Consider the following 26,215-nt stretch of genomic DNA (forward strand, 5'->3'; position numbering starts at 1 on the left):
TTACCTCTTTTCGATGTGTTGGTGTGCAGGTCCGCCACCCAGGCGTTGTCAGGCCGACAACCGTTTCAGGTGCGCCTCCAGGAGCTCACGGTAGCCGTCGCTCTCCTTTTCGCCGCGGTAGACCATGGAAGAGGCGATCTCGCTGGAGAGGATGGCGTACTTGTACTTGGGCGGCAGCCCCTTGGTCCGTATCCGGTATCCCGGCCGGTCGGCGAGCATGCCGGGCAGGTGGGCGAGGATGGCCTTCCGGTACAGCGGCCGGTCGCACAGCTGCGGGTGCTTCTGGAAGAAGTTGAACAGGGTCGCGTACTGGGCGTTGATCTCGGTGCTGATGGCGTCGGAGATCTCGGTGAAGAGCTGTGCCCCGCCCGCCTCGCGGTGGCGGCGGAAGATGAGCCGCGCCTCGTCCTCGGCCCTCTTGTTCAGGATGCGGATCACGTCGCGGACGTAGGGCTCCTTCTGTTCCAGGAACTCCTTCTCCGTCAACAGCAGGTTGGCGATGATCTCGTACGAGGAGGAGATGACCCCGCACTTGTTGGCGGAGGCGTCCCGCATCAGCACGATGCCGCGCTTTTGCAGCTCGATGCGCGCCTTTGGGGTGATGAAGGAGTTGGCCCCCTCCACGATGGCGCGGCTGAGCGGGGTGCCGTCCTCGGCGAAGAAGCGGTCGCAGTCGTGCTCCCGGACCGTTTCCGGCCGGCCGCCCGCGGGTATGAACAGGTCCGCCGCCACGGTGAACACCAGCGAGTTGTATTCGCGGTAGAACTCGTCGTTGGAGATCCAGAGCTCCTTGAGCCCATCCTGGTCGCGCATGACCTTGCAGTAGAGCTCCTTCATCCCGTCACGGCGGGTCCGGTTGCGGTAGAGGATGAAGCCGCCCGGATGCAGGGCACCGGCATCGAAGGCGTCGATGTCGGACTGCAGCACGACCCTGCCCAGGGCGTCGCGATCGGCCCCGGCCGGGTCGTAGAGCGCGCCGGTGCCGTCGATGATGAGCCGGATGGCAACCTTGGGGCAGCGCTCCAGCAGAAGGCGCATGGAGTTGCCTGCCACGTCGCCGTTGGGGCCGCCGGTGAACTTCACCGAGAACGGGTCGCGGTGCATGTCGATGCCCAGTTCGGCCATGGTGATCTCGGCGAACCTGATCACCCCCGCCGAGGTGACGCCGTACTCCTTGTGGTTGATGCCTACCTTCTTGCTGGACATGATCCCGATGCCCAAAAGGTAGCCGCGGCGCACCGACTGGGCCGCCACCAGCTCGACCATGGCGTCGTGCATGTTCTCGTCGGGACCGAGCTCGATGGGCTCGTCCTCGCCGTAGTAGTCGACGACGCGCGGATCCTTCGCTTTCCCGTTCTCGGTTACGAAGATGTCGAGGAAGGCGTTGATCAGCGAGTACTGCAGCTTGTACAGGCGCTGGGTGACCAGGTCGCGGTCCCGGATGCCGGCCGCGTCCAGCACGACCACCATCTTGGAGCCCCCCTCGTAGATGTCCTTGTTCTTGAGGTGCTGGGTGTGGGCGAGCACGTAGTTTTCGCGGAAGAGCGAGTTGGCGCAGGTCACGTAGTCGTCGCGGCCGTTGGTGATCAGTGTGCGCCACCCGCCGCGGGCGATATCCGAGAAGCCTATGTGGTAGCCGAGCCCGTAGCGGGCGTGGAAGTAGGTGATGCGGAAGGGGCGCTCGGGGGGGAGGTCCGCCGAGAACTTGGGCTCCATCTCGGACATGTAGCCCGGGTCGAGGCGGAACGCGAGGGCGCTTTTCTCCAGCACGTAGAAGTTGGTCTTCAGCGTGTATCGTATGAAGAGCAGCGCGCAGCGGAAGATGGTGCGCCGGAACTCGTCCAAAAAGCCGTGCCCGGTGTTGTAGCTGTCCACGACCCGCGTGGTTTCGTCCAGCACCGCGGCGTAGTGCGCCTCTCGGTCGGCGACGGCCGGATCGAAGCGGGAGCGGAAGAGCTTCACCAGTTGCTGGGCGATGTCGGGGTGGTTGTGGAAGGCGCGCATGATCCCTTCGAGGTCGAAGCTGTCCGGATGGGTGTGCGCCAGGTTGGTGTGGCAAAAGCCGATCATGGCGTTGACCAGCAGAGCATCCTCGCCGCTCATCACCCCCTTGACCACGAGTTCGGCGTAGGAGGGGGAGGCGGTGGAGAGGATCTGGGTGTTGTAGAGCTCGCTTTGCAGCCGCAGGAAGAGTTCAGAGCCCCGGGTGACCTCGGCGCCGTCGCGGGTGGTTACGTAGAAGTTGCCGAGGAAGTAGGGGTGGATCTCGTTGCTGATAGTAAGGCAGTAGGCCCGCTTCACACTCACTTCGAGGCGGTTGAACACCTCCATGGTCTGCTGCAGGAAGTCGCGCTGGGGCGGGTTGCCGACCGCGAACATGAGCCGGGTCTCGCCGGTGTTGGCGGGCTCGGCGTCGAGGTAAACCCCGCTGTTGTTTCTGGTGCGCTGGAACAGCGCCAGCGTGCGCGCCACGCGGGTGGCGGGAGAGATGCGCACGTAGTCCTGGTTGTTGATCCAGAGGATGTTGAGGAGGTAATCGAGCCTCTTGTGGTCGAAATCGGGATAGTCGCGTTTGAGGGCCGCCGCTATGCGGCGCTTGATTGCGGTGGGGGCCTTGTCGCTGCTTGCCGCCACCTCCTGCGGCGTCTTGCGGTCGAACTCGAAGCGCTGCAGCTCCAGGTGGTGCTCCGAGTCGGGAAGCGGCCCATTGGAGACTGCGAAATGGGCGTAGGAGATCTCGCGCTCCTTCAAGGTGCGCAGGGTCTCGTACAGCGAGCCGGGACGGTTGAGCACTGCCTGGATCAGCATCCGGTCGCGGTCAGCGAGGATCATGCGGCGGTTGCGGGACAGGTTGTGCAGCCCGTCGGCCAGGATGGCGATGGCGTCGATCTCCTCCTGCATGGTGATGAAGAAATAGGGATGGATTCGGGAGTGAATCCATGCGAGGTTCCGGTCGGCGAGAGAGCGGTTCTGCTTCATGACTCGCTGCACCTTCCCCGAAATGCGGTCATCAACAATATCCATCGGTAACTCCCCTAGTACGGCCAGTGGCCGGGATGAAATGGCAACGCTGCCATCTTGATGCCTTGTGTTCGCCGCCGCCTCGATCCGGGCTGCAATTGCTACGACTCCAGGGCGGCCGTTTGTGTAAACAGCATAAGGTGTGCCATTGTGGCGGAAGGAAGGGGGGGGAGGTGGTTGCTGCGTGATGATTGGGGAGTGTGTGGTAAGTTGCCGGAGTTCCGCCGGATTTACACGTTGTGCACGGATGGGGCGAGGGGGTGAGACAACGGCGTTGCATGGGGCACACCCTGCAAGTGATGCGGTCATGCATGCGCCGGGCGTCTGGCGTGTTTGGTCAGGGGAGGATTGAATGGTTCGGTTTGTTAATTCGCGTAAAGGGCCGTAAATGCATCTGTTTTGTTTTTGAGTGGTTCATGCCCGGTTGCATCTCCGGATGCGGAGTGGCATCTCACGGTGTTACAGTACAAACAACGCAATTCCCCCCTGCCCCCCTTTCACAAGGAGGGAACCTTAGGGGACGCGCGGCGCTTCGTGGATAAATCAAAAGGGGCCTCCCGGTTGGGAGGCCCCTTTTTCGTGCCCGGTGCAGGGGGAGGCTATTCGGTTTCGGCGGCTGCGTAGTCGACGGCGCAGGTGGTGCGCGGCTTGAAGAGGTCGTCGAAACGCACCTTGCTGTGCAGCTTCGCCAGCAACTCGTGATCAACCTTGCGCATCTTGTGGATGACGATGGGCAGGATCAGCAGCGGAACCCCTGCATAGAAGCCGATGCGCAGGCTCTCGTTGAAGGCGGTGAAGACCAGACAGCCGACCATGCTCCAGATGCCCAGGTGCGCGAGGTAGGGGAAGCCCGGCGCCACGTACTTGAGGTCCTTGGTGCTGTAGCCGTTGGCGACCAGGCGCTTGCGGAAGTTCATCTGCGACCAGATGATGGAGATCCAGGCGATGGTCCCGGTGAAGCCTGAGATGGAGAGGAGGGCGACGAACACCTTGGAGGCGGCGAAGAAGTAGGAGCCTGCCAGGAAGAACCAGACGCCTGCGATGACGAAGAGGGCGGCGTTGCCCGGAACCTGGTGCTTGTTAAGGGCGCCCAGGAACTTCGGTGCCATCCCTTCGCGCGCCATGGCCCAGGTGACCCGGACCGTGGAGTAGAGGCCGGAATTGGCGCAGGAAAGGGCGGCGGTGAGGACCACGAAGCTGAAGAGGCCGGCGGCCCAGTGCAGTCCGTACTGCTCCAGGGCCGCGGCGAAGACGGAGCCGCCTTCGACGCCTGCCTTGGCCCACGGGAAGATGGTCACCAGCAGGAATACTGGGACCATGAACAGCATGATGACCCTGATGGTGATGCTGCGCACGGCGGTAGGGATGGTCTTGCTGGGATCTTTAGCCTCACCGGCGGTAAGACCGATGATCTCAACCCCCTGGAAGTTGACCAGCAGCATGACCATGGTGGTTAGCAGCACGAAGCCGCCGTTGGGGAAGATGCCACCGTTGCCGGTCAGGTAGGTGCTGCCCAGGCCGGCCGGGTGCTGGTTGGGGATCACGTTGAAGTAGATGAGAACGGCAACTACGCAGAAGACGACGATGGCCATGACCTTGACGATGGAGAGCCAGAACTCGATCTCGCCGAAGGCCTCAACATGGGAGATGTTGACCACCGTGATGACGATCCCGAAGAGGACTGCCCACATGAATTCGCTGGTGCCTGGCACGAAGGTCTTCATGATGATGCCCCCCGCGATACATTCTGCGGGTATGTAGGCCATCCAGTTGAAGACGTAGCTCCAGCCGACCCCGGCCGCCCAGGAGGGGGAGATGAATTCGGAGGCGTAGGTGACGAAAGAGCCCGAAATGGGGATGGCGACGGCCAACTCGCCCAGGGCGATCATGACCAGGTAGACGATGAGGCCGCCCAAGGCGTAGGTGATGAAGGCGGACGGGCCGACGTCCTTGACGATGGAACCGGTGCCGAGGAAGAAAGCAGAGCCGATGATGCCCCCCAGGGCAATCATCATGACGTGGCGGTCCTTAAGCCCTCGTTTGAGGCCGCCGTCGTCGAACGATTCAAATCCAGTTTCCAACAGATGCACTTCTTTAACTTGATCTGTCATTGGGTTCTCCGTTCATTGGAATAAATAACAAAAATGGTTTTATCTGTATACAAAAAGCCGCGGCGGGAAGAATCCCGGCCGCGGCAGATAATCATTGCTCCTTGGCGATGCTCTTGAACACGTCTTCGAGCCTGACCAGCATCTCGTCGATGAGGTCGTAGCCGATGGTGAGGGCGGGCTCGATCCTGATGCTCTTGGCGTTGATGAAGGTGCCCGCGGTCAAGACGCGGCGGCTGAACATGCCCGAGGCGACCTGCCACCCCATCTCGTCGGTCGGGAAGTCCATGCCGATCAGGAGGCCCCTGCCGCGCACTTCCTTCAGCACCTTCGGGTACTTCGCCTTCAGCCCCTCCAGCTTCTCTACGATGTACTCGCCTTTCTCGCGCGCCTGGCGCGGCAGATCTTCTTCCAGCATCACGTTGATGTAGGCCAACGCCGCGGCGCAGGCGATCGGGTTGCCGCCGGTGGTGGTGGAGTGCATGAAGGGGTTGGGCTCCATGCATTCCCACACCTTCTTGCTGGCGAAGAAGCCGGAGCAGGGGATGACACCGCCGCCCAGCGCCTTGCCCAGGCAGATGATGTCCGGGGTCACGTTCCAGTGGTCCACGCCGAACAGGGTGCCGGTGCGCCCGAGGCCGGTCTGCACCTCGTCCGCGATGAGGAGCACACCGTACTTGTCGCAGATCTCGCGCAGTTTCGGCCAGTAGTCGTCCGGCGGGATGATGGCGCCGGCCTCACCCTGGATCGGCTCGGCGATCATGGCGGCGATGCCGTCGCCCACCTGGTTTGCCGACTGGATCGCCTTCTCGACCGCGGCCGCGTCGCCGTAGGGTACGTGGCGCACGTTGCCCAGAAGCGGCAGGAGCGGCTCGCGGTACATCGCCTTGCCCATCAGGGTGAGCGGCCCCAGGGTCTTGCCGTGGAAGGCGCGCTCGGTGGAGATGAAACCGGCCTTGCCGGTGTAGAGCTTGGCGAGCTTCATGGCACCGTCCACCGCCTCGGTGCCGGAGTTGATGAAGAAGCCGTACTGGATGTCGCCCGGGAGCAGGTGGGCGAGCACCTTGCCCAGGTGGGCGCGCAGCGGGTCGAGCATTTCCTGGCTGTACTGCGGGCTGCGGTCGAGCTGCGCCTTGGCGGCGGCGACGATCTTGGGGTGCCTGATGCCGGCGGAGTAGAGGCCGAAACCGCCCAGGATGTCGATGAACTCGCGGCCGCGGGTGTCGGTGAGGATGGAGCCCTGCCCGGTCCACTCGACGGAGGCGAAGTCGCCGGCCTCGGTCATGGACTTTCTGTACTTGAGCCACCCCTTGTTGATGTGGTTGGCGAAGTTCTCAACGGTCTCCTGCTCGATCTTCTCGCGCTCCGCCGCCGGAACCTCGTGCTCCGGGGTCAGGAGCAGGTTCAGCATCCTCTGTGCTTCGCTTTGTGCGTACGCTACGTCTCTCGTCATCACTGAATCTCCTTTAGACAGCAAAATGCGATGTGATATCGCTTTCTAATTTTGCACGGGACATGCCACGCTGAAAGGAGGCGTGACCGGAGAAGCGGCTGGAGGCGTGTTGGCAACTGGTCAGGTGGCCGAAGCTATTTTTGGTATACGGCTGATATAAAACGATATTTCGTATACGCTGTTGATCGTGGTGAGCCCCGGTCTGAACTGCTTTTTTTTTCTGGAGGCAGGGGGGCGGCGCTGGCGTGCGCGGCGCTGGGATACCTGAGGCATGGTTTGGGATGCATTGCCGCATCTTGGCTGCGGGTTTGCATCCGGGCGTGGACAGGAACGTGGACAGGAACGTGGACAGGAACGTGGACAGGGAGAAAACTGGAAGGGGAGACTGCAGGGGGGGCGTCCCCCCCCTGCAGATAGGCGGGGTATTTAGAACGAGAGCATGGCTTTGATGCCGTAACAGTTTTTCGCGCCGATGCCGACGTTTTTGGCGTTGCTGCTCAGATGGTCGGAAAAGATGTAGGAGGGGGTGATGGTCACGTTATTCAACACCTTGTAGTCGATTGTGGCGGAAAGCTCGTAGTTGTGCCAGTCGCTGTAGATGCCGCTGCGGGAATCGAGATCGGTGTAGGCGGCGCTGGGGTTGTGCTGGTTGTAGGAAACCAACGCCCCCAGGTTAAGAGTCAGCTTGTCCTGGATAAGGGGTACGGGCTGGGCGACCGAGGCGGTATAGAAAAGACCGTCGTTGCGCGCCTCCAGGAAGTCCCAGTAGATTCCCAGGGTCGGGTTGAGCAGGGTGTTGTAGGTGGCACGCAGGTAGAACTCGGCGGTATCCTCGGCGGCATCGAGCGAGAAGTACTGGGCGCCGACGTTGATGGTGACGTCCTTCACAAGCTCCGGAAGGGCGTAATTGATGATAGCGTCGTTCTCGGTGGTCTTCGCCTTGGCGTAGCCGTTGGCGCGGTTCTGATTGTTGAACCAGTAGCTGAAAGTGAAGGAGTTGTAGGTAAGATCCATGCCCCCCTGGGTGACGAAGGAACTGTTGGCGTTGAGCTGGTTGCCGCGGAAGAGGTACTTGTTCATCACTCCGATGTAGACATCGCCGTTCACCTTGGGCCCGGGGGGGAGGGCCGGCGCCTCGCCCTTTGCATGCGGATCGCCGTCCGCCGCCATTACCGCCGAGCCTAACATCAGAACCAACGCTGCTGCCAATAAACCGCTTTTGCTCATCTCTTCCTCCTTTGGGTGAAGTACAACAGTTTTTTACATTGCAGTTGCTCATGAGGGGACTTTTGGGCGGGATGATCAGCACGAGGCGTGCCAGATGCGTATACGGTTGGCGATGCAGTGGCGTATTCCCGGGAGATTGGCAGGAAAAACCTGTTTTGCAGGATGATTTGGGATGGCAGAGGGGCGGTCGGGTGAGGCGGTGGGCGTTGTGAAATGGTCGGCCAGGGGCTGGCGACGATACCGCCAACCCCTGTTTGATGCAATTCGGCATCATGAATGCGGCGAGGCATCCGCCGCGAGGGGGGAGAGGGAGGGGAAGCTAGGAAACGCCGTACTTCTTGAGCTTGCGGGCCACGGTGGACTGGTTGATCCCGAGTGCCTCGGCGATCCGGTACTGGTTGCCGTGCTCCTTCATGGCGTCGCTCAACAACGAACGCTCCACGCTTTCCAGGATCTGCTCCAGGGTCATGTCACCTGGCCACACCGGCAGGGTCTGCTCCGACTGCGACAGCGGTTTCTCTTCGAGACTGCCGAAAAGCTGCTTGGGGAGGTCCTGCAGGTCGATCACCTCGGTCTCGGACATGACCACCAGCCGCTCGCACAGGTTCATCAGTTCGCGCACGTTGCCGGGATAGCTGTAGGCAAGCAGGGCGTCGAGGGCGGCGCGGGCCAGACGCTTCTGCTTGCCGACCTTCTGGCTGAAATAGTCGATGTAGTGGCGGATGAGCGGTAAGAGGCATTCCTGGCGTTCGCGCAACGCGGGGATGTAGAGCGGGATCACGTTGAGGCGGTAGTAGAGGTCGAGGCGGAAGGTCTTTTCCACCACCATCTTTTCCAGGTCGCGGTGTGTGGCGGCGATGATGCGCACGTCGACCGTCCGCCCGGTGGTGCCGCCGAGCCTGGTCACGCGCCCGTCCTCGAGAAAGCGCAAAAGCTTCACCTGGGAGGCCAGCGGCAGTTCCGCGATCTCGTCCAGGAAGAGGATGCCGTTGTCGGCGAGCTCGAGGTAGCCGGGCTTGGCGGTCTGGGCGCCGGTGAAGGCGCCGCGTTCGTGCCCGAACAGTTCGGATTCGATGAGCGACTCCGGGATGGCGCCGCAGTTGAGCTTGATGATGGGCTTGGCGCTGCGGCTCGAATTCTTGTGGATCAGGTCGGCAAAGAGCCCCTTGCCGACGCCGGATTCACCGTGGATCAGCACGGTCGAGTCGGCGGAGCTCACCTTGACCGCCTGGCGCAGGGCGGTGATCATGCGCGGGCTCTTGGCGATGATGGTCTGGGAGGCGAGCTCGGCCTGCTGCTGCTCCAGCATGTGGTGCCAGAACTGCCCCTTGATGGCTTCCTGGTCCTCCAGTTCGCGCTGCAGCTTGTCGATCTCGGTGATGTCCCGCTCCGAGACCACCACCCTGATGATGCCCCCCTCGTCGCCGAAAACCGGCGTGCCGGTGACGATGAGCTTGCGGTTTCCTTCGTTGACCAGCATGTTGACCACGCCCTTGGACCCGAGTACTTCCAGTGCAGGCGAGCGTTCCATGTACCCCTGCTCGATCAGTTCGCGCGCGGTCAGGCCGACCACCACCTCTTTCTTGACCCGGTTGTTGCGCTCGGCGGCCGGATTGACGCGCAGCACCACACCGTAGCCGTCGAATACCCAGAGTCCCTCCGAGGAGGAGTCGATGATGGCAGCCAGCTCCTTGGTTAGTTCCCGGAACGACCGCAACTGCCGGGTCATGATCTCGAGATCGGTGTTCTCCACGAAGACGCAGATGGCGCCGGATACCTCGTCGTCGACCATCACCGGGCTCACCGTGACCAGGAAGCTCGTTTCCCCCCTCTGAACCGACAACTCGAAGCGGGGCCTGCGGTCGCGCATGGTCTCCACCACCTTGCTCCACAGCGCGGGGAACTGTTCTCTCAGGGAACTGCCCGGGTAGATGTCGAGGCTAACGCGACTGACCCGGTCGGACAGCAGCACGGTTCCGGCGGTGTTCACCGAGATGATGCCGTCGCCCATGGCGTTGTACTGCGCTGCATTGAATGCGTCCTGGTGGGTCTGCTCCGGGGTGGGGGCGGTTTCGCCCACGAAATCAGCCATTATCGTCATCTGGTTCTCCTGCCGCGGCGGTTGGGATGCCGTGGTGTGCCAATAAATGCATAGCTGCATCAAAAATGCAAGAAGGAATGCCGTGGCAGGATTTATTCACGATCCGCGCCGATTCCGTATACGGGGCGCGCTCCTGGTAGGAGGACGCGATGAAAGGGCAGTTTATGTGCCGGGCAGGTTCGGAACCCGAGATTGCCGCCTTTGTCCTAACGCCGGTTTTCATCATCTGGGCCGGCAACCCGCCTGAGAGGATGCTAACCGTGATGCCGGAGTTGATGCTGATTCGCATTGTCGATGCAGTTGAGCATCAACCGATGCCGTTCGATGGGAGCGTTTGCCGGGCAGGGCAGGGCAGGTGCCATGCAAAGTGGGGGAAAAAGGGCGAAAGAAGGGGAAGGGTGAGGCGGGGGAGCTTTGGTACGTTCCTTGATAACCTGGTTACCCGGTGCCCGGCGGCATGCACCGGGCGCGCATGCAATCTACTTCAGTCAAAGGAGCCAGAATCGATGAGAACCCCAGAAGTGTCGCAAGCGTTGCGCAACAAGCATGTACCGCCCGGTGTGAGCATTTTGTCCCCGTCCTTCGTCAAGGAGGCCCGTGGCGCCATTATCGTGGATACCGAAGGTCGCGAATTTATCGACTTCGCCGGGGGGATCGGCGTCGCCAACGTCGGGCACTGCCATCCCAAGGTCGTCGCCGCCGTCAAGGACCAAGCCGAGAAGTTCCTGCACACCTGCTTCCACATCGTCCCCTACGACCTGTACATCGACCTCGCGGCGCGGTTGAACGAACTGGCACCCGGCGACGGGGACAAGATGACCATCTTCCTCAATTCCGGCGCGGAGGCCGTGGAAAATGCCATCAAGATCGCGCGCCACGCCACCGGGCGCCCCTCGGTGATCGCCTTCGAGAACGGCTTTCACGGGCGTACCAACCTCACCATGACCCTCACCAGCAAGGTGAAGCCGTACAAGCTCGGTTTCGGGCCCTTCGCGCCGGAAATCTACCGGATGCCCTACGCCTACTGCTACCGCTGTCCCTTCGGGCTCAAGCACCCAGGCTGCAACACCGCCTGCGCAGAACACCTGGAGGAATTCTTCATAAGCCACGTCGCCGCCGAGAAGACTGCAGCGGTCATCGCCGAGCCGATCCAGGGGGAAGGGGGCTTCGTCACCCCGCCCCCCGAATACTTCCCCAAACTGCGCGAGATCTGCGACAAGCACGGCATCATGCTGATCATCGACGAGGTGCAGACCGGGATGGGGCGCACCGGCAAGTTGTTCGCCATCGATCACTGGGGAGTGGTCCCCGACCTGGTTACCACGGCCAAGAGCCTGGGGGGCGGACTCCCCATCTCGGCGGTAACCGGGAAGGCCGAAGTTATGAGCGCGCCGCACGTAGGGGGGCTGGGAGGGACCTACGGGGGGAACCCCATCGCGCTGGCAGCGGCCCAGGCGGTGCTGGAGATATTCACCACCGACGGCCTGCTCGCTCGCGCCGAGGAACTGGGCGTGAAGATGCGCGCCCGCTTCGACGAGATGCAAACGCGCCACGAGATCATCGGCGAGGTGCGCGGCAAGGGGCCCATGCTGGCCCTGGAACTGGTGCGCGACCGGGAGAGCAAGGAGCCTGCGGCGGCTGAGGCGAAGAAACTGGTCAACCTCTGCTATCAGAAAGGGCTGGTGGTCCTGTCCTGCGGCAACCACGGCAACGTGATCCGAACACTGATGCCGCTGGTCATCACCGACGCCGAGCTGGAGCGCGGCATGTCCATTCTCGAGGAGTCTCTGCAGGAACTGAGGGGCTAGGATCAAGGCGCAGCCGGCGGGTGTCTCACTGCCGGCTGCGCCGTTTCCGCATCGGAGGGTGCATTGAAAGTAACCATCAAGCTTTTCGCTCACTACCGCATCGGCAGGTTCAGGGAGGCCGTGCGCGAGTATGCTCCGGGCACCTCGGTGCGCGCCGGCATCGCCGAGCTCAGGTTCAACGAGCCCGGCCCGGGCGTGATCCTGGTTAACGGTGCCCCGGCACAGCTGGACCACGTGCTGCAGGAGGGGGACACAGTGGCCCTCTTTCCGCTCATCTCCGGGGGGTAGCCCGTACTCACTCTGCTTCAGGTCAAAAGTGCGATTGCCGCCAGCGCGGTCGCAATTCCCCCCATCTGCAGCCGCGAAACCCGCTCCTTTAGTATCAGCCAGGCCAGAAAGACGGTGGCGCCCGGAAAGAGGGAGCTGAGCACCGCCGCCACGTCCATCCTCCCCGATTGTCCCGCCACGATGTAAAACCCGTTGCCGGCAACGTCGAGAAATGCGTTGAGAAGCACCATCCGCCAGGGGAGTGCGCCCCAGTCGCCGCCCCCCTGTTTTCCGGCAGCCATAAACAAGAGCAGCACCAGGACCCCGCCGCAGCGGACCGCTACCATCGGCCAGAGTACCGCTCCGCCGCTCGCGCTATGCATGAGTATCAGGAAAAGCCCCAGGCAGCTCCCGGAAAGTAGCGGCAGCCAGACGTGGATGGGCTTGAGCGGTTCTACCGGCCCCTGCGCATCTTCCCGGCACAGAAACCACACCGAGGCAAGGGCAAGTGCCAGCCCGGCCACCACCTTCCCGTCGGGAATCCCCTGGGTGAGCATACCCACGATCACCGGGAGCGCAGCCGCGGTGAGTGCGGACAGCGGCGCGGCGAGGCTCAGCCGGCCAAGCGTCATGGACCGGTACAGCAGCAGGATACCCAGGGCGTCGAAGCCGCCGGCAAGCATGTTGAGCGCCCACCCCCCGGCAGTTACCGGTGTTTCCCGTACCAGCAGGGCCACCGGGACCAGCATGGCGAGCCCTGAGGCGATGGTGGCCAGGGTCATGAAGAAGGCACCGGTGCGGCGGCTGCTGGTGCCGCCGATGAAGTCGCAGGTCCCCCAGCAGAAGGCTGTCGCGAGACCGCAGAGCACGGAGAGCATGGTGGTTCACCTTTAAGGTAGTAGTTGAGGGTTAGGGCGCAATAAGTTGTTACAGCATAGTTGTCAAAAAGGGGGCGCGCGAAAGCGCCCCCCCTTTATTTGAATCGTTCCGGATTACGTGGCGATGCGTGTCGGTTTCCCGCCTTAGAGCCCTTTCCCTCTAGCCGCGGCGGCTAGAGGTCGCCGGCGATGCTCTTGAACACGTCTTCGAGCCTGACCAGCATCTCGTCGATGAGGTCGTAGCCGATGGTGAGGGCGGGCTCGATCCTGATGCTCTTGGCGTTGATGAAGGTGCCCGCGGTCAAGACGCGGCGGCTGAACATGCCCGAGGCGACCTGCCACCCCATCTCGTCGGTCGGGAAGTCCATGCCGATCAGGAGGCCCCTGCCGCGCACTTCCTTCAGCACCTTCGGGTACTTCGCCTTCAGCCCCTCCAGCTTCTCTACGATGTACTCGCCTTTCTCGCGCGCCTGGCGCGGCAGATCTTCTTCCAGCATCACGTTGATGTAGGCCAACGCCGCGGCGCAGGCGATCGGGTTGCCGCCGGTGGTGGTGGAGTGCATGAAGGGGTTGGGCTCCATGCATTCCCACACCTTCTTGCTGGCGAAGAAGCCGGAGCAGGGGATGACACCGCCGCCCAGCGCCTTGCCCAGGCAGATGATGTCCGGGGTCACGTTCCAGTGGTCCACGCCGAACAGGGTGCCGGTGCGCCCGAGGCCGGTCTGCACCTCGTCCGCGATGAGGAGCACACCGTACTTGTCGCAGATCTCGCGCAGTTTCGGCCAGTAGTCGTCCGGCGGGATGATGGCGCCGGCCTCACCCTGGATCGGCTCGGCGATCATGGCGGCGATGCCGTCGCCCACCTGGTTTGCCGACTGGATCGCCTTCTCGACCGCGGCCGCGTCGCCGTAGGGTACGTGGCGCACGTTGCCCAGAAGCGGCAGGAGCGGCTCGCGGTACATCGCCTTGCCCATCAGGGTGAGCGGCCCCAGGGTCTTGCCGTGGAAGGCGCGCTCGGTGGAGATGAAACCGGCCTTGCCGGTGTAGAGCTTGGCGAGCTTCATGGCACCGTCCACCGCCTCGGTGCCGGAGTTGATGAAGAAGCCGTACTGGATGTCGCCCGGGAGCAGGTGGGCGAGCACCTTGCCCAGGTGGGCGCGCAGCGGGTCGAGCATTTCCTGGCTGTACTGCGGGCTGCGGTCGAGCTGCGCCTTGGCGGCGGCGACGATCTTGGGGTGCCTGATGCCGGCGGAGTAGAGGCCGAAACCGCCCAGGATGTCGATGAACTCGCGGCCGCGGGTGTCGGTGAGGATGGAGCCCTGCCCGGTCCACTCGACGGAGGCGAAGTCGCCGGCCTCGGTCATGGACTTTCTGTACTTGAGCCACCCCTTGTTGATGTGGTTGGCGAAGTTCTCAACGGTCTCCTGCTCGATCTTCTCGCGCTCCGCCGCCGGAACCTCGTGCTCCGGGGTCAGGAGCAGGTTCAGCATCCTCTGTGCTTCGCTTTGTGCGTACGCTACGTCTCTCATCATCACTGAATCTCCTTGTCGCTTCGCGTGAAGCATCTGGTGTAGAGCTATCAATAGCACCTTCCTGCTGAAAAGGTGCAGGTTCTAGCCTCGTGAGTTCCTTTTCAACGCTTCGGCAACCTTGTGCCGCTTCTCGAGCGGTGTGCCCGAGTTGTGTCGTGTCTTCATCTGCGCCGCCTTGAGCTGGAAGAGCGCGGCATCCCCGGTGGTATGCACGAGAGCTTCGGAGTGGCACTCCTTGGCGCAGGCCGGATCGCCGTCACAGAGATCGCACTTGTAGGGGATCCCCTTGGCGTCCTGCTCGACCATGCCGTAGGGACAGGCGGTGACACAGGCGCCGCATCCGGAGCACAGGTCGCGGTTGAGACGAACCACCCCGTCCGCGCCGCGGAACATGGCGTCGGTAGGGCAGACTTCCAGGCAGTTTGCCTTGGGGCACTGGAAGCAGATGTTGGGTACCGAGAAGCCGCGCAGCGGGAAGTTGGTCACGCGCATCCTGGCCTTGCTGGGTTGAAAGACGCCCTCCTTGTTGGCGGAGCAGGCGAGGGTGCACCTGTTGCATCCGGTGCACAGATCCGGGTTGGCGAAGAGTTCTTTTTTCAAGGTCAGGTCTCCTATAGGGTCGTGGTCTCGAGTCCGAGCGCGGCCAGCTTGCGCGACGAAGGGATCCCCTTGGCGCTCCAGTCGCGCAGTTCATAGTAGGACTGCATGGCGCGGGCGAGGTCGGCTCTGCTAAACACGCGCCCCTCGTGGCGTCCCCCTTCGAGCGGTCGCTCCATAATCTTCTTGGGAAGCGTATCGTCGGCCGCAGTGAAGCCTGCCGCAAGGTTGAAGAGCCTGCTCAGGGTCCAGATCCGCTCTCCGGCCCGGTCCAGTTCCTCGGCGCTCACCGCCTCACCCAGACCGGCCGACATGAGGTCCGCCTCGATGGATGTGTTGACCGTGCCCCAGAAGTCGCAGAAACCGAGCGACCACTTGATCGAGTTGGCGTTTTGCGCGTCGACCACGTCCGAGACCAGCGCGTCGATGTCGTGCGGGTCGGTGGCAAAGATGGGGAAGGCGCGCAGGTGGCAGGCGCCGCGCTCGCTGGTTGCGTAGGCAATCCCCATGCCGAAGTTGCCGCGCGGCTCGTAAGCGGGCATCTCGAGCCCCTTCACCTCCATGCTGAGCTCTTCAGCGCCGTACTTGGCGGCCAGGTGCTTCGCCCCCTTGGCCAGGTCGCGTCCGCGCTCGGTGGAGAGGGTGGCGATCTCGTAGACGACCTTGAGGTATTCGTCCACCTGCCCGAAACGCAGGTTGAAGTTGTGAACGCCGTTCTCGGTCATCTCCATGGCGAGGCTGATGGTGCTGCCGCAGGTCATGGTGTCGAGTCCGAGGTCGTCGCACAGGCGGTTGAAGCGGATCACCGCCTCGAGGTCGTGGATGTCGCAGTTGGAGCCCCCCAGGCACAGTGTCTCGTATTCGGGCCCCTCGATCTCGGCGGAGTTGACCCGGGTGAACTTGCCGCAGGCCATCGGGCAGGAGGCACAGGCGCGGTTGCCCAATTTGGCGGCCTGGATGGCGTCGGAGTTGAGCTGCTCCTTCCTTCCGTTGAACCCCTTGGTGTAGTTCCTGGTGGGATGGATCCCCATCTCGTTGGTCACCTCCACCAGGATGGGGGTGCCGTCGGTCTTGGCCCAGAGGTTGTCGTCGCACAACAGGTCGTTTTTGGTGTAGTGATCGGTGCGCTCAAGGAACCTGGACATGTCGGCGACCCGGACCGCGCCGGTGCCGCGGCAGACGATCCCCTTCAGGTTCTTGCTCCCGAACAGGGCACCGGTCCCGCCGCGGCCGAACTGGCGGTAGGATTCGGAGCCGATCATGCTGTAGGTGATCATGTTCTCGGCGGCGGGGCCGATGGCGAGCGTCTTGGCACCGTGGGCGCCGATGGCCGCTTCCATCAGTTTCTCGGTCTCGAAGATCCCCTGGCCGGTCATGTGCTCGGCGCTTTCGAGGCTGACCCTGTCGTTGTCGATCTTGAGGAAGACCGGCGCGGAGGCGCGCCCCTTGATGATGATGCCGTCATAACCGGCGTACTTCAGTTCCGGGCCGAAGGAGCCCCCCACGTTGGACTCGAAGATGGTCCCGGTGTGCGGCGACTTGGAGACCAGGCACATGCGGGAGGCGAGCGGGACCAAGGTCCCGCACAGGGGGGCGGTCATGATGACCACGACGTTCTCCGGCGCGAGCGGGTCGATCTCGGGCGAGACCGCATCCGTGTAGTAGCGCAGCGCCAGCCCCCATGCTCCCCAGTACTCGCGGAGCCATTCGGCGCGCAACGGCTCAGTCGTGACCGATTCCGCGCTCAGGTCGACCATCAGCATCTTTCCCATGTAAAGATTCATGTTCACCCCGTGTTTTGTCTGAAATTGGATGCAGCGGGGCCGCCTTTGGAAACCGTGCGCCCCTTCGTCGGCGCTGTCGTGTTAGCACAGGGCGTGCCACGAGGCGGAACCGCTGAGGGACGGAGAGGAGTGGGCGCCAGGTTCGGCAGGGTGCAGTGTACAACCTGCTGTTTTCACGCAGATCGTGATGCTTTGAAAGCGCCTCGTTGTATCACGTGCCTTTTGCACGGAGCGCGCGGAGCCTGCCAGCCGCATCACGTTCCGGCATGGGATGATGCAGGGGCGCATCTGTCGTAAAAACGGTGGGGAAAGCCGGGACTGGGGCCGGATAATTGCGCTGCTGCTTGGTATTGCGAGGAGGTGACGGAAGAGACGGGACGTAATCGGTGGACCGAAAGCGGTGCGGCAGCCACCACGGTGTGATGCGGCGCTGCATCAAGGATGCAGCGCCACATTGCGCTTATGGGCCGCAACCGGATCCGGTCAGGTGGGGACGGTGAATTGGTCCATGTCCATGTGCAGCAGGTCGATCACCAGCTTGCGGCCGGTCAGGGGGCGCCCGGAGCCGAGCAGCAGTTTGCAGACTTCCGCGGCCTGGAGGCTCGCCACGGCGGCAGGGGTGAAGGAGGGGTTGCCCAATTCGCGCTCCACGCCTGCGCCGGAGGTCCAGGAGCTGTAGATAAGGCGAAGTGTTGCCTCCCCGGGCAGTTGCGTGGCGACCTGGCCGTACCAGCCGGCAATGGCGCCATGTACCAGCGGGACTTCCAAGCTGTTGCAGGCGTCGGCCAATTCCAGCCTGCCCTGCACGTTGTCCAGGGCGTCTACGGCCACTGAGCTTGCGGCGATAAGCTCGCGGGCGTTGTCGGGGCAAAAGGCAACCTGTTCCGGCACCACGGTGACCGCCGGGTTGATGGCTGCGACCCGTTGCGCTGCAGCCGCGGCCTTAGACGCCCCGAGCGCGTCGATGCTGCTCAGGAGCTGCCGGTTGAGGTTGTGTTCTTCGAACACGTCCGGGTCAACGGCCACAATGGTGCCGACCCCCGCCCGGGCCAGTTGTTCCACAACGTATCCTCCCAATCCGCCGCATCCTATCACCGTAACCCGGCTGCGGTGCAGGACCAGCTGCCCCTCCGGGGGCACCGTGCCGCTGTTGCGCTGGTAGCGCGCCGGCAGCAGGCCCATTTCCAGGATGGCGCGCTCCGTTTGGTGGACGGTGATGCCGTAGCGGCGCGCCGCCTCTGCCTGGTGCTGCCAAGAGATGAGGGTTCCCTTTGCGCGTTCGTTGAGAAACTTGTTCAGTTGCTCCATTGCGGTTATCCTTGCGCCGACTGTTCGCCCGTTGCAGGCGCTGCCCGGCCCGTTTTTGCACTACGGCAATGCTGACTGTTGCCTGCCATGCTAAGTCTGTGATATCGTGCCTGACTACCGGAGTGGCACGGGCTGTAGCCTGAGCTTCCCGGTCACACCCCAAGGTACAAGGTGACGACATGGCAGTGAAGCAAAAAGGGGGCCCGATGAACGCGCTGGAGATAGAAATCGCCATCGCGTCGTTGCATAACACGGGGGATTACCAGGTGCTGCGGCGCTTGAACCTGGCGCGGGATGCCAGGCTCGGCCGTCCCGGCCCAAGCCACGCCAAGGTCGCCCTTTGCCTCGATACCGAGACCACCGGTTTGAACCACAAGCAGGACAAGGTCATCGAGCTCGGTATCGTCGCCTTCGAGTTCGATGCCGAAAGCGGCGAGATTTACCGGATCACTGACCGCTATTCCGGTTTCGAAGACCCCGGCTTCGCCATCCCCCCCGAGGTGCGGGAGATCACCGGCCTCTCGGACGACATGGTGCGCGGCCAGAGCTTCGACGACGCCTTCATCACATCCCTGGCCGAGAAGGCGGATCTTGTCATCGCCCACAACGCGGCCTTCGACCGCAAGTTCGTGGAAACCCGCTTTCCCGCCTTCGTGAGCCTTCCCTGGGCCTGCACCGTCTGCCAGATCGACTGGGGTGCGGAGCGGCTTTCCTCGCGCACCCTGGAGTTTCTCCTGTTCAAGACCGGTTCCCTCACCATCAACGCCCACCGCGCGCTGGATGATGCCGAGGGGGTGCTCGGGCTTTTGCTGGAGCGTTTGCCGGTGAGCGGCGCGCCGATTTTCCTGGAGCTGCTGAAGCGGGCCCACGAGGTCACCTCGCGCATCTATGCAGTATCGGCCCCCTTCGACAAGAAGGATGTGCTCAAGGAGCGCGGCTACCGTTGGAGTGACGGGACGCAGGGGGGGAGCAAGGCATGGTGGCGCGATGTGCCGGCGCATGAGGAGCCGGAAGAGCTGGCGTACCTTGCCCGGGAGATCTATCCGAGGGGTAACACGAGCGCCGTCCAGATCATGCGTTGCGACGCCTACGCGCGTTTCTCGGTGCGGGAGTAAAACCTAAAGCGCTCACGCAAAGCCGCAAAGGCGCAAAGAAAACCTTTTGAACAAAGGCTTCAACGCAAAGGCGCAATGGCGCGGAGTCGCTAAGAAAACCTAAAACTGAAAAGTTAAATATTTAACGCCAATGGCGCAAAGACGCTAAGAGAAACAAAATCCTTTCGTTTGGTTTTGACTCCCTTTGCGCCTTTGCGGCTTGGCGGCTTTGCGTTAATGACTTAAATATCGCCCAAATACGGAGACAGCATGAGCATCGACAAGGCTGAGATACTGATCGTCGGGGCGGGGATCATCGGGCTTACCATCGCTCGCGAGCTGGTACGCTCCGGTCACGGCGACATCGTCATCATCGAGAAGGAAGCGGAACTTGGGGTGCACGCCTCCGGCCGCAACTCCGGGGTGCTGCACGCGGGCATATACTATTCTCCCGACAGCCTCAAGGCGAAATCCTGCCTCAACGGCAACTTCCTGATGCGGGCCTACTGCAAGGAGAAGGGACTGCCGCTTCTGGAAAACGGCAAGGTGATCGTGACGCGCACGCAGGCCGAACTGCCGGTCCTCGACGAGCTGTTCAAACGCGCCACCGCAAACGGCGCCAAGGTCGAGATGATCGACGAACACCAGCTCGCGGCGATCGAACCCAACGCCCGCACCGTGGAACGCGCGCTCTTCTCGCACTACACTGCGGTTGTCGACCCAAAGGCCGTGCTGAAAAGCCTCAAAAAGGACCTTGAGGAAAGCGGCAAGGTGAACTTCGTGATGGGGTGCCGCATGACCGGCCTCAAGGGGAGCGGGGTGGCGGTGACCACCAAGGGAGAGATCCGCTTCAACAGGTTCGTCAACGCGGCGGGAGCGTACTGCAACAAGGTGGCGGCCTTCTTCGGCGTGGGAGAAAATTACCGTCTGATCCCCTTCAAGGGGGTGTACCGGCTGCTCAAAAAGGACGCCCCGTACACGGTCAACTCCAGCATCTACCCCGTCCCCGACATCAGAAACCCCTTCCTCGGGGTCCACTTCACCCGCAGCGTGCACGGCGACGTCTACTTGGGGCCCACGGCGATCCCCGCTTTCGGCAGGGAAAACTACGGCATCGTCAAGGGGATCGACGCCGAGGCCTTCTCCATCGCGTTCCAGGACCTGGTGCTGTTTCTTACCAACAAGCCCTTCCGTAATGTCGCGCTCACCGAACCCGCCAAGTACATCCCGTCGGTCTTCTTCAAGGACGCCGCCCGACTGGTCAAGGAACTTTCGCCCGGTGACGTGGTGGCAGCCTCCAAGGTGGGGATCCGGCCGCAGCTCGTGGACTGGACCACGAAGCAACTGGTCATGGACTTCCTGGTGGTGGCCGACGGGCCGACGGTCCACGTGCTGAACCCCATCTCACCCGCCTTCACCTCGTCCATGGACCTCGCGCAGGGGATCGTGGGGGGGCACTTCCGGTAAAGCAAAGAAACGAGACTTAAAAAAAGCAGTTACGCAAAATACACGGAGTATCCGCGAAGAACGCGAAGGAACGACCTGACGGGGGGTAAACCCCGATCGAGATTTTCTTCGCGCGCTTCGCGACGGCTTCCCGTTCTTTGCGTAACTGCTTTTGAATTTTCAGGCGGGTTGTGACTTGAGGCGCTTATTGAGGGTCTGGCGACCCATGCCCAGGATCTTGCCGGCCAGCCCCTGGTTCCCCTTGGCCATCTTCATCGCCTCGCTGATCATGTACTGCTCCACTTCGTCCAGGGTGGGGAAGTGACCGAAGATGCCGCAGAGGGGGCTTTCGCCGTCTGCCTTGCCGGTGGCGGGGTCCCCCTGGGGTGCTGGACGCTCGTTGCCGATCACGGCCCGGAAGGTCTCCATGGAAAGCACGCCGGAGGTGTGGCGCAAGACGGCGTCGGAGACCATGGCCTCAAATTCGCGCACGTTGCCGGGAAACGGGTACAAGGTGAGCATCACGGCCAGCTCCGGGGGAGGGGTGGGCTTCTTCTTGCCCAGACGCTCGGCCGCCTTCTCCAGGAAATGGTCCAGAAGCAGCGGAATGTCGTCCCGCCTTTCACGCAGGGGAGGGAGGTGCACCCGGTGCCCGCACAGGCGGTAGTAAAGGTCGTTGCGGAATTTTCCCTGCTTGATCATCTCCTGCAGGTCGCGGTTGGTGGCCATGACGATGCGGGCGTCGCTTTTCTTGACGAAGTCGGACCCGACCGGGTAGTACTCCTGTTCCTGCAACAGCCTCAAAAGCTTTATCTGGGACATCTCGTTCAGGTCGCCGATCTCGTCCAAGAATAGGGTCCCACCGGCGGCACGGGTGATCAGGCCGTCGCGGGCCTGGTCAGCGCCGGTGAAGGCACCCTTGCGGTGCCCGAACAGGGTGTCGGAGAACATGTTGTCGTCGAGGCCGGCGACGTTCAAGGCGACGTAATCGCCGCTGCAGCCGCTCATGTCGTGGATGGCGCGGGCGATCAGCTCCTTTCCGGTGCCGGTCTCGCCGGTGATGGTCACGGGCTGCCTGGTCCCGGCGATCACCTCGAGGTACTGGAACACGGCCCGCATTGCCTTGTTGCGGGTGACGATGCCGGCGAAGGCCTCGGGATGGTCCAGGCGGTCGCTGAACATGTAACTTTTCAGCGCGGAAAGCTCGTTGGAGAGGCTGCGCATTTCCAGCGCTTTTTTCACCGAGGTGAGCAGGCGTTTTACGTCGATCGGCTTCACCATGTAGTCGAAGGCGCCGTTCTTCATGCAATTCACCACCGTCTCCACCTCGTTGCTGGCGGTGGCCACGATCACCTTGATCTGCGGGTGCTCCCTGACGATTTGCGGCAGCAGCTCGATGCCGGTGATGTTGGGCATGCGCAGGTCGAGCACGATGACGTCAACCTCCTCCCGTTCCAGAAGCGGCAGGACCAGCCGGCTGTCGCTTTCGATGAGCACGTCGCTCCAGCCCGCAGTGTTGAGGCAGGACCGGCAACTCTCCAGGATCACCATCTCGTCGTCCACCAGTAAAATCCGTTGCGAGTGCTTGTTTATCGCTGTCACTGCTGAAACCTCCCGCTGACCGTAAGAAACTCCCCGCGCCGCCGCCGACTATGCCTGCGGGCCGGGGAGGGTGAAGTAGAAGCACGCGCCTCGGTCGACCTCGCCTTCTGCCCAGACGCGACCGCCGTGACGCTGGATTATGCGCTGGACCGTGGCCAGACCGACCCCGAAGCCGCTGAATTCGCGTTCCGAGTGGAGACGCTGGAACGGACTGAAGAGCTTGTCCGCATGCGTCATGTCGAACCCCGCCCCATTGTCGCGTACCAGGTACACCGTTTCCCCCTCGCTCTCCATGCGACCGAATTCGATCCGGGATTGCTCCCTCTTGCCGGAATATTTGCAGGCGTTGGAGAAAAGATTCTCCAGCACCACCTTCAGCAGGTTCGGGTCCCCGTAGCCGTTCATGTCGGGCTCGATGGTGAATGAGAGCTTGCGCCCGGGGGCGGCGAGTTGCTGTCCGGCGGCGATGAGGCCCGCCATCTCGCTTAGATCCACCGGGGACTTGACCATCTCGGCGCGGGAAATCCGGGAGAACTCCAGGAGGGTTCTGATCAGCTGGTTCATGCTGATGGTCTCGTTGAAAATGGTGTTGATGAAGTCCTTGCACCCCTGCTCAAGGCTCCCGCCGTAGAGCTCCAGGATGACCTGACAGTAGCCGTTGATGTTGGTGAGAGGGGTGCGCAGGTCGTGGGAGACCGTGTAGCTGAATCCCTCCAGGTCGCGGTTGGCGATCTCCAGTTCCTCGGCGCGCGCGGAGAGGCTTTGATTGAGCTGCTCGATTTTCCGCTCGTTTTGCACCCGCTCGCTGATGTCCTCCTGTACCGCAACGAAGTTTGTGATTGCCCCGGCCTCGTCGATGACCGGCGAGATCGAACAGAACTGGTACAGCGGGAGGCCGTCCCGGCCCACATCTTCGAGCTCCCCGTGCCAGGTGGCACCGCCCGATACGCGGTCCCAGATTTCGGCTCCGCCCGGCAGCACTGCAGCCAGGGGGCGCCCCAGCACTTCTGCCTCCTCTCGGCCGGTCAGGTCCCGGAACTTCGGATTCACGTACTCCACCGTTCCCTGGGGATCGGTGATCACGATCGAGCTGGGACTTTGCTGCACCGCCCGCGACAGTTTGCGTACGAAGGCCTGCTGGGCCTGCAGTTCACGTTGCAGGGAGAGGGTGTTGAGGCAGGCGTCGATGGAAGCGAAAAGCTTGCCGCTGTCGATGGGCTTCAGGACGTAGCGTGCGATACCGAGCTCGATCGATTCCAGCAGGTACTGCATGTCGCTGTGGGCGCTGGTAACGATGATCGGCAGGGTAGGGGTGCGTGCAAGGAGCCGCCGGGCCATCTCGATGCCGCTCATCACCGGCATCTTGATGTCGGTGATCACGAGGTCCGGCGCGAAGGTGCCGTAGAGCTCCAGCGCCTCGGCGCCGTTTCGGGCGCCACAGATGGCGAGGTCGGGAAAGCGCCGCCCCAGCAGGGTGAGCACCGTCTGCCTCGTTATCTCGTCGTCCTCCACGTACAGTAGTCTGAATCCGTTATCCGGTGCCGCGGTTACCGCCATGTCAAACCTCGATCCTGAACTCGGCGCCTTCCCCGGTGTTGCACACGGTCAGCGAGCCGTTCATGCTCTTTTCCACTATGTTCTTGGCCATGAAGAGGCCGATGCCGGTCCCTTTCCCCTGTTCCTTGGTGGTGAAGTAGGGTTCGAAGATGCGTCCGATGATCTCGTCCGGGATGCCGCCGGCGTTGTCTGCGATGGTGACCACGGCCCTGTCGTCCTCGCTGGAGAGGGTGACCTTCAGCCGGGGAGCGCGGACCTTCGCTTCGGCGAAGGCGTCCATGGCGTTGTTCATGATGTTCAGCAGGACCTGGGAGAACTCGTTGGGATGGCCCACCACCGTGGGGACCTCGCCGACCTCGAGCTCTATGGTGATCCCCTTGTCGTTCAAGCTGCCGTCGATGAGCGCCAGGGTGCGCCGCAGCACCTTCTCCAGGTGGAACTCGATCTTCTCCTTGTCGGGGGTGAAGAAGTTCCTGAAATCGTCGATGGTCTGGGACATGTGCCGGACCATCTGCATGATTTTGCCGGTGCTGGACTCGAGGTATTCCCGGCTGAAGTTGCCGTACTCGTAGGAGAGGGTGAGGTCCTGGACCAGGAGGCCGACGGCGTTGAGCGGCTGGCGCCACTGGTGCGCGATGTTGCCGATCATCTCGCCCATGGCGGCCTGCCTGCTTTGCTGCATGAGCACCTCGTCCTTTTTGCGCAGCTCTTCCAGCGCCTGCAGGCGCTCTGCGGTTTCCTGGGTAAGGGCAGCGGTCCGCTCCAGGACACGTTTTTCCAACTCGCGGTTCAGGTTGGAAAGAAGCGCCTGCGCCCCGAGCAGTTCCTGGTTCTTTTCCGCGGCCATCTCGTAGGTCGCCAGCAGCAGCTCCAGGGTATGGGCGCAGTCGGCCTGGACCTGGTACTGCCTTCCGCGGTAGCGGACCGAGACCTCCCCGTCTGCCTCGCCCTGGCGGCAGAGGCGCTCGCCTTCCAGGACCGACCGGATCCGCGAGAGGAGCAGTTTCTGGCTGTAGGGCTTGGATACGAAGTAATCCGCCCCCACCTCGAGGCTGTGCAGCACGTCGGCCGGGTCGTTCAGGTGGGTGAGCAGGATGATCGGCATCTGCTCCCCCTGCGGGAGCTGCCTGACGCGCCGGCAGAGCTCGAAGCCGTCCATCTGGGGCATCAGGATGTCGCTGATGACCAGGTCCGGGGAGGCGGACCGGATGATTTCCAGCGCCTCGTTGCCGTTTCTGGCACTGGAGACGCCGTACCCCTGTTCGGCCAGCATGAGCTCCAAAAGCTTCGCCTGGGTCGGGCTGTCGTCTACGATCAGTATGCGGTGCTGCCTGGCGGCAGCGGTATGGGTGGTTTCCATCACGTTTTCTTCCTCAACTTGAGACGGTGCTTGTTGTGCCGGTCATGCGTTGCAACAGTTCGATGATTGCCCCCGGGGGGAGCACATGCTGTGCCGCGTCGATCTCTATCGCCTCGCCGGGCATGCCAAAGACCATGGAGCTTTCCTTGTCCTGGGCCACGGTGATGCCGCCGCGCCCCCGGATCGTCTTCAACTCCAGCGCGCCGTCCTTACCCATGCCGGTAAGAAGCACGCCCATGGCCTGCCTGCCGTAACACTGTGCCACCGTGCGGAACAGCGCCGAGACCGACGGGCGGACCCCATGCTCGGGCGGGGTGTCGGCGAGGACGATCCGGCCTGCCGGGGTGACCTCCATGTGGAAATGGTCCGGCGCGACGTAGACCTGCCCGGGGGCGACCTGCGTCCCGTCCATGCCCAGTTGCACCGGCAGTTTCGAGGTACGGTTCAGCCAGTGCACGAAATTCTCCGTGAAGCCGACGGCCATGTGCTGCACCACGAGGACCGCGGCGGGGAACCGCTCCGGGAGCTCGGCGAGGATCTGGCGCAAAAGGGGAGGTCCCCCGGTAGAGGCCCCGATCGCCACCACCTTGACCGGTTGCACGCCGGGAAGGGGAAGCGGACGTTCGGGACGGGGTGCAACCTTGCCGGAAGGGAAGATGCGGCGTACCACCTTGATCTCCGCCATCAGCTTCAGATGGTGCACCAGGTTGTCCACGGATGCCTGGTAACCGGCGCTTCCCACCGGGGCGGGCTTGGAGAGGACCATCAGCGCGCCCGCCTCCATGACCCGGAACAGCGTGGCCGAATCCTTGGGGTTCATCTTTCCGGTGACGATGACGATGGGGACCGGGCAGCTGGACATGATGGCGCGGGTGGCGTCGAAGCCGTCCATGCCGGGGAGGTTGATGTCCATGGTGATCAGGTCGGGCCGCAGGGTCCTGGCGGCCTCGACCGCCTCCTCGCCGGTTTCGGCGGTGCCGATCACCTTGAGCTCCGGATCGGCCTCGAATGCCGCCACCAGTGCGCGCTGCACCGTTTTTGAATCCTCTACTACCAACAGTCTGATCACGCC

Annotated in this window: 19 protein-coding genes; 4 read left to right on the forward strand and 15 right to left on the reverse strand. The window is 62.8% G+C overall.

Going from position 1 to position 26,215, the window contains the following annotated elements:
- Positions 1-48 precede the first annotated feature (48 nt).
- The 6 genes from KP004_RS09050 to KP004_RS09075 all read right to left on the reverse strand — a co-directional run bounded on the left by KP004_RS09050 (position 49) and on the right by KP004_RS09075 (position 10,199).
- Positions 49-3,024 carry an NAD-glutamate dehydrogenase domain-containing protein gene (locus tag KP004_RS09050; RefSeq protein WP_216801995.1) on the reverse strand — a complete coding sequence of 992 codons (2,976 nt, stop codon included), beginning with the start codon at positions 3,022-3,024 and terminating at the stop codon, positions 49-51.
- A gap of 596 nt (positions 3,025-3,620) precedes the next feature.
- Positions 3,621-5,132, reverse strand: coding sequence for an amino acid permease (locus KP004_RS09055; RefSeq protein ID WP_216801996.1), 1,512 nt, complete (start codon positions 5,130-5,132; stop codon positions 3,621-3,623).
- A 91-nt stretch (positions 5,133-5,223) separates the two neighbouring features.
- Positions 5,224-6,582, reverse strand: coding sequence for a putrescine aminotransferase (locus tag KP004_RS09060; RefSeq protein ID WP_216801997.1), 1,359 nt, complete (start codon positions 6,580-6,582; stop codon positions 5,224-5,226).
- A gap of 426 nt (positions 6,583-7,008) precedes the next feature.
- Entirely contained in the window at positions 7,009-7,809 is an 801-nt protein-coding gene (locus tag KP004_RS09065; protein WP_216801998.1) for a hypothetical protein, read from the reverse strand.
- Between the two features lie 319 nt (positions 7,810-8,128).
- Positions 8,129-9,910 (reverse strand): sigma 54-interacting transcriptional regulator, encoded by a 1,782-nt coding sequence (locus KP004_RS09070; protein ID WP_239027004.1) that lies wholly within the window; start codon positions 9,908-9,910, stop codon positions 8,129-8,131.
- Positions 9,894-10,199, reverse strand: coding sequence for a hypothetical protein (locus KP004_RS09075; protein ID WP_216801999.1), 306 nt, complete (start codon positions 10,197-10,199; stop codon positions 9,894-9,896). Before KP004_RS09075 ends, KP004_RS09070 begins: the two co-directional genes overlap by 17 nt.
- Before the next feature lie 217 nt (positions 10,200-10,416).
- Here KP004_RS09075 and gabT point away from each other — a divergent pair, with 217 nt between their 5' ends.
- Together gabT and KP004_RS09085 are read left to right on the forward strand one after the other, a co-directional pair.
- Positions 10,417-11,718, forward strand: a complete 1,302-nt coding sequence (gabT, locus tag KP004_RS09080) for a 4-aminobutyrate--2-oxoglutarate transaminase (RefSeq protein ID WP_216802000.1) — start codon at positions 10,417-10,419, stop codon at positions 11,716-11,718.
- A 63-nt stretch (positions 11,719-11,781) separates the two neighbouring features.
- Positions 11,782-12,006 (forward strand): MoaD/ThiS family protein, encoded by a 225-nt coding sequence (locus KP004_RS09085; RefSeq protein WP_216802001.1) that lies wholly within the window; start codon positions 11,782-11,784, stop codon positions 12,004-12,006.
- A gap of 17 nt (positions 12,007-12,023) precedes the next feature.
- Here the strand turns inward: KP004_RS09085 and KP004_RS09090 are convergent, their stop codons facing one another.
- The 5 genes from KP004_RS09090 to KP004_RS09110 all read right to left on the reverse strand — a co-directional run bounded on the left by KP004_RS09090 (position 12,024) and on the right by KP004_RS09110 (position 18,084).
- Positions 12,024-12,863: an EamA family transporter gene (locus tag KP004_RS09090; protein ID WP_216802002.1), complete on the reverse strand. Its 840-nt coding sequence runs from the start codon at positions 12,861-12,863 to the stop codon at positions 12,024-12,026.
- Positions 12,864-13,036: 173 nt separating this feature from the next.
- Positions 13,037-14,395 carry a putrescine aminotransferase gene (locus KP004_RS09095; RefSeq protein WP_216802003.1) on the reverse strand — a complete coding sequence of 453 codons (1,359 nt, stop codon included), beginning with the start codon at positions 14,393-14,395 and terminating at the stop codon, positions 13,037-13,039.
- A gap of 81 nt (positions 14,396-14,476) precedes the next feature.
- On the reverse strand, positions 14,477-14,995 hold the full coding sequence (locus tag KP004_RS09100) for a 4Fe-4S dicluster domain-containing protein (RefSeq protein WP_216802004.1): 519 nt from the start codon (positions 14,993-14,995) through the stop codon (positions 14,477-14,479).
- 11 nt (positions 14,996-15,006) lie between these two features.
- Positions 15,007-16,776, reverse strand: coding sequence for an aldehyde ferredoxin oxidoreductase family protein (locus tag KP004_RS09105; protein ID WP_239027040.1), 1,770 nt, complete (start codon positions 16,774-16,776; stop codon positions 15,007-15,009).
- Positions 16,777-17,259: 483 nt separating this feature from the next.
- Complete coding sequence (locus KP004_RS09110) at positions 17,260-18,084, reverse strand: HesA/MoeB/ThiF family protein (protein ID WP_216802006.1); 825 nt, start codon at positions 18,082-18,084, stop codon at positions 17,260-17,262.
- A gap of 179 nt (positions 18,085-18,263) precedes the next feature.
- Here KP004_RS09110 and KP004_RS09115 point away from each other — a divergent pair, with 179 nt between their 5' ends.
- Both KP004_RS09115 and lhgO read left to right on the forward strand, forming a co-directional pair.
- Positions 18,264-19,199, forward strand: coding sequence for a 3'-5' exonuclease (locus KP004_RS09115; protein ID WP_239027005.1), 936 nt, complete (start codon positions 18,264-18,266; stop codon positions 19,197-19,199).
- Positions 19,200-19,448: 249 nt separating this feature from the next.
- Positions 19,449-20,645, forward strand: coding sequence for an L-2-hydroxyglutarate oxidase (gene lhgO, locus KP004_RS09120; protein ID WP_216802007.1), 1,197 nt, complete (start codon positions 19,449-19,451; stop codon positions 20,643-20,645).
- A gap of 159 nt (positions 20,646-20,804) precedes the next feature.
- On the opposite strand, the gene KP004_RS09125 is transcribed toward lhgO, so the two are convergent.
- From KP004_RS09125 to cheB, 4 genes are all read right to left on the reverse strand, one after another.
- Positions 20,805-22,175: a sigma-54-dependent transcriptional regulator gene (locus tag KP004_RS09125; protein ID WP_437178149.1), complete on the reverse strand. Its 1,371-nt coding sequence runs from the start codon at positions 22,173-22,175 to the stop codon at positions 20,805-20,807.
- A gap of 99 nt (positions 22,176-22,274) precedes the next feature.
- A complete protein-coding gene (locus tag KP004_RS09130; RefSeq protein WP_216802009.1) occupies positions 22,275-23,783 on the reverse strand; it encodes a sensor histidine kinase in 1,509 nt (502 codons plus the stop codon).
- Position 23,784: 1 nt separating this feature from the next.
- Complete coding sequence (locus KP004_RS09135; RefSeq protein WP_216802010.1) at positions 23,785-25,143, reverse strand: hybrid sensor histidine kinase/response regulator; 1,359 nt, start codon at positions 25,141-25,143, stop codon at positions 23,785-23,787.
- A 13-nt stretch (positions 25,144-25,156) separates the two neighbouring features.
- Positions 25,157-26,212 carry a chemotaxis-specific protein-glutamate methyltransferase CheB gene (gene cheB, locus KP004_RS09140; protein ID WP_216802011.1) on the reverse strand — a complete coding sequence of 352 codons (1,056 nt, stop codon included), beginning with the start codon at positions 26,210-26,212 and terminating at the stop codon, positions 25,157-25,159.
- Positions 26,213-26,215: the final 3 nt, after the last annotated feature.

The sequence above is a fragment of the Geomonas oryzisoli genome, from assembly GCF_018986915.1.
GTDB lineage: Bacteria > Desulfobacterota > Desulfuromonadia > Geobacterales > Geobacteraceae > Geomonas > Geomonas oryzisoli.

What these genes read in the sequence shown, in the direction of transcription:
- KP004_RS09075 (WP_216801999.1), bottom strand. Translation starts at nt 10,199, where the DNA reads ATGCGAATCAGCATCAACTCCGGCATCACGGTTAGCATCCTCTCAGGC.
- KP004_RS09065 (WP_216801998.1), bottom strand. Translation starts at nt 7,809, where the DNA reads ATGAGCAAAAGCGGTTTATTGGCAGCAGCGTTGGTTCTGATGTTAGGC.
- KP004_RS09050 (WP_216801995.1), bottom strand. Translation starts at nt 3,024, where the DNA reads ATGGATATTGTTGATGACCGCATTTCGGGGAAGGTGCAGCGAGTCATG.
- KP004_RS09135 (WP_216802010.1), bottom strand. Translation starts at nt 25,143, where the DNA reads ATGGAAACCACCCATACCGCTGCCGCCAGGCAGCACCGCATACTGATC.
- KP004_RS09125 (WP_437178149.1), bottom strand. Translation starts at nt 22,175, where the DNA reads ATGGTGATCCTGGAGAGTTGCCGGTCCTGCCTCAACACTGCGGGCTGG.
- KP004_RS09130 (WP_216802009.1), bottom strand. Translation starts at nt 23,783, where the DNA reads ATGGCGGTAACCGCGGCACCGGATAACGGATTCAGACTACTGTACGTG.
- KP004_RS09115 (WP_239027005.1), top strand. Translation starts at nt 18,264, where the DNA reads ATGGCAGTGAAGCAAAAAGGGGGCCCGATGAACGCGCTGGAGATAGAA.
- lhgO (WP_216802007.1), top strand. Translation starts at nt 19,449, where the DNA reads ATGAGCATCGACAAGGCTGAGATACTGATCGTCGGGGCGGGGATCATC.
- KP004_RS09110 (WP_216802006.1), bottom strand. Translation starts at nt 18,084, where the DNA reads ATGGAGCAACTGAACAAGTTTCTCAACGAACGCGCAAAGGGAACCCTC.
- gabT (WP_216802000.1), top strand. Translation starts at nt 10,417, where the DNA reads ATGAGAACCCCAGAAGTGTCGCAAGCGTTGCGCAACAAGCATGTACCG.
- KP004_RS09090 (WP_216802002.1), bottom strand. Translation starts at nt 12,863, where the DNA reads ATGCTCTCCGTGCTCTGCGGTCTCGCGACAGCCTTCTGCTGGGGGACC.
- KP004_RS09105 (WP_239027040.1), bottom strand. Translation starts at nt 16,776, where the DNA reads ATGAATCTTTACATGGGAAAGATGCTGATGGTCGACCTGAGCGCGGAA.
- KP004_RS09095 (WP_216802003.1), bottom strand. Translation starts at nt 14,395, where the DNA reads ATGATGAGAGACGTAGCGTACGCACAAAGCGAAGCACAGAGGATGCTG.
- KP004_RS09060 (WP_216801997.1), bottom strand. Translation starts at nt 6,582, where the DNA reads ATGACGAGAGACGTAGCGTACGCACAAAGCGAAGCACAGAGGATGCTG.
- KP004_RS09055 (WP_216801996.1), bottom strand. Translation starts at nt 5,132, where the DNA reads ATGACAGATCAAGTTAAAGAAGTGCATCTGTTGGAAACTGGATTTGAA.
- KP004_RS09070 (WP_239027004.1), bottom strand. Translation starts at nt 9,910, where the DNA reads ATGACGATAATGGCTGATTTCGTGGGCGAAACCGCCCCCACCCCGGAG.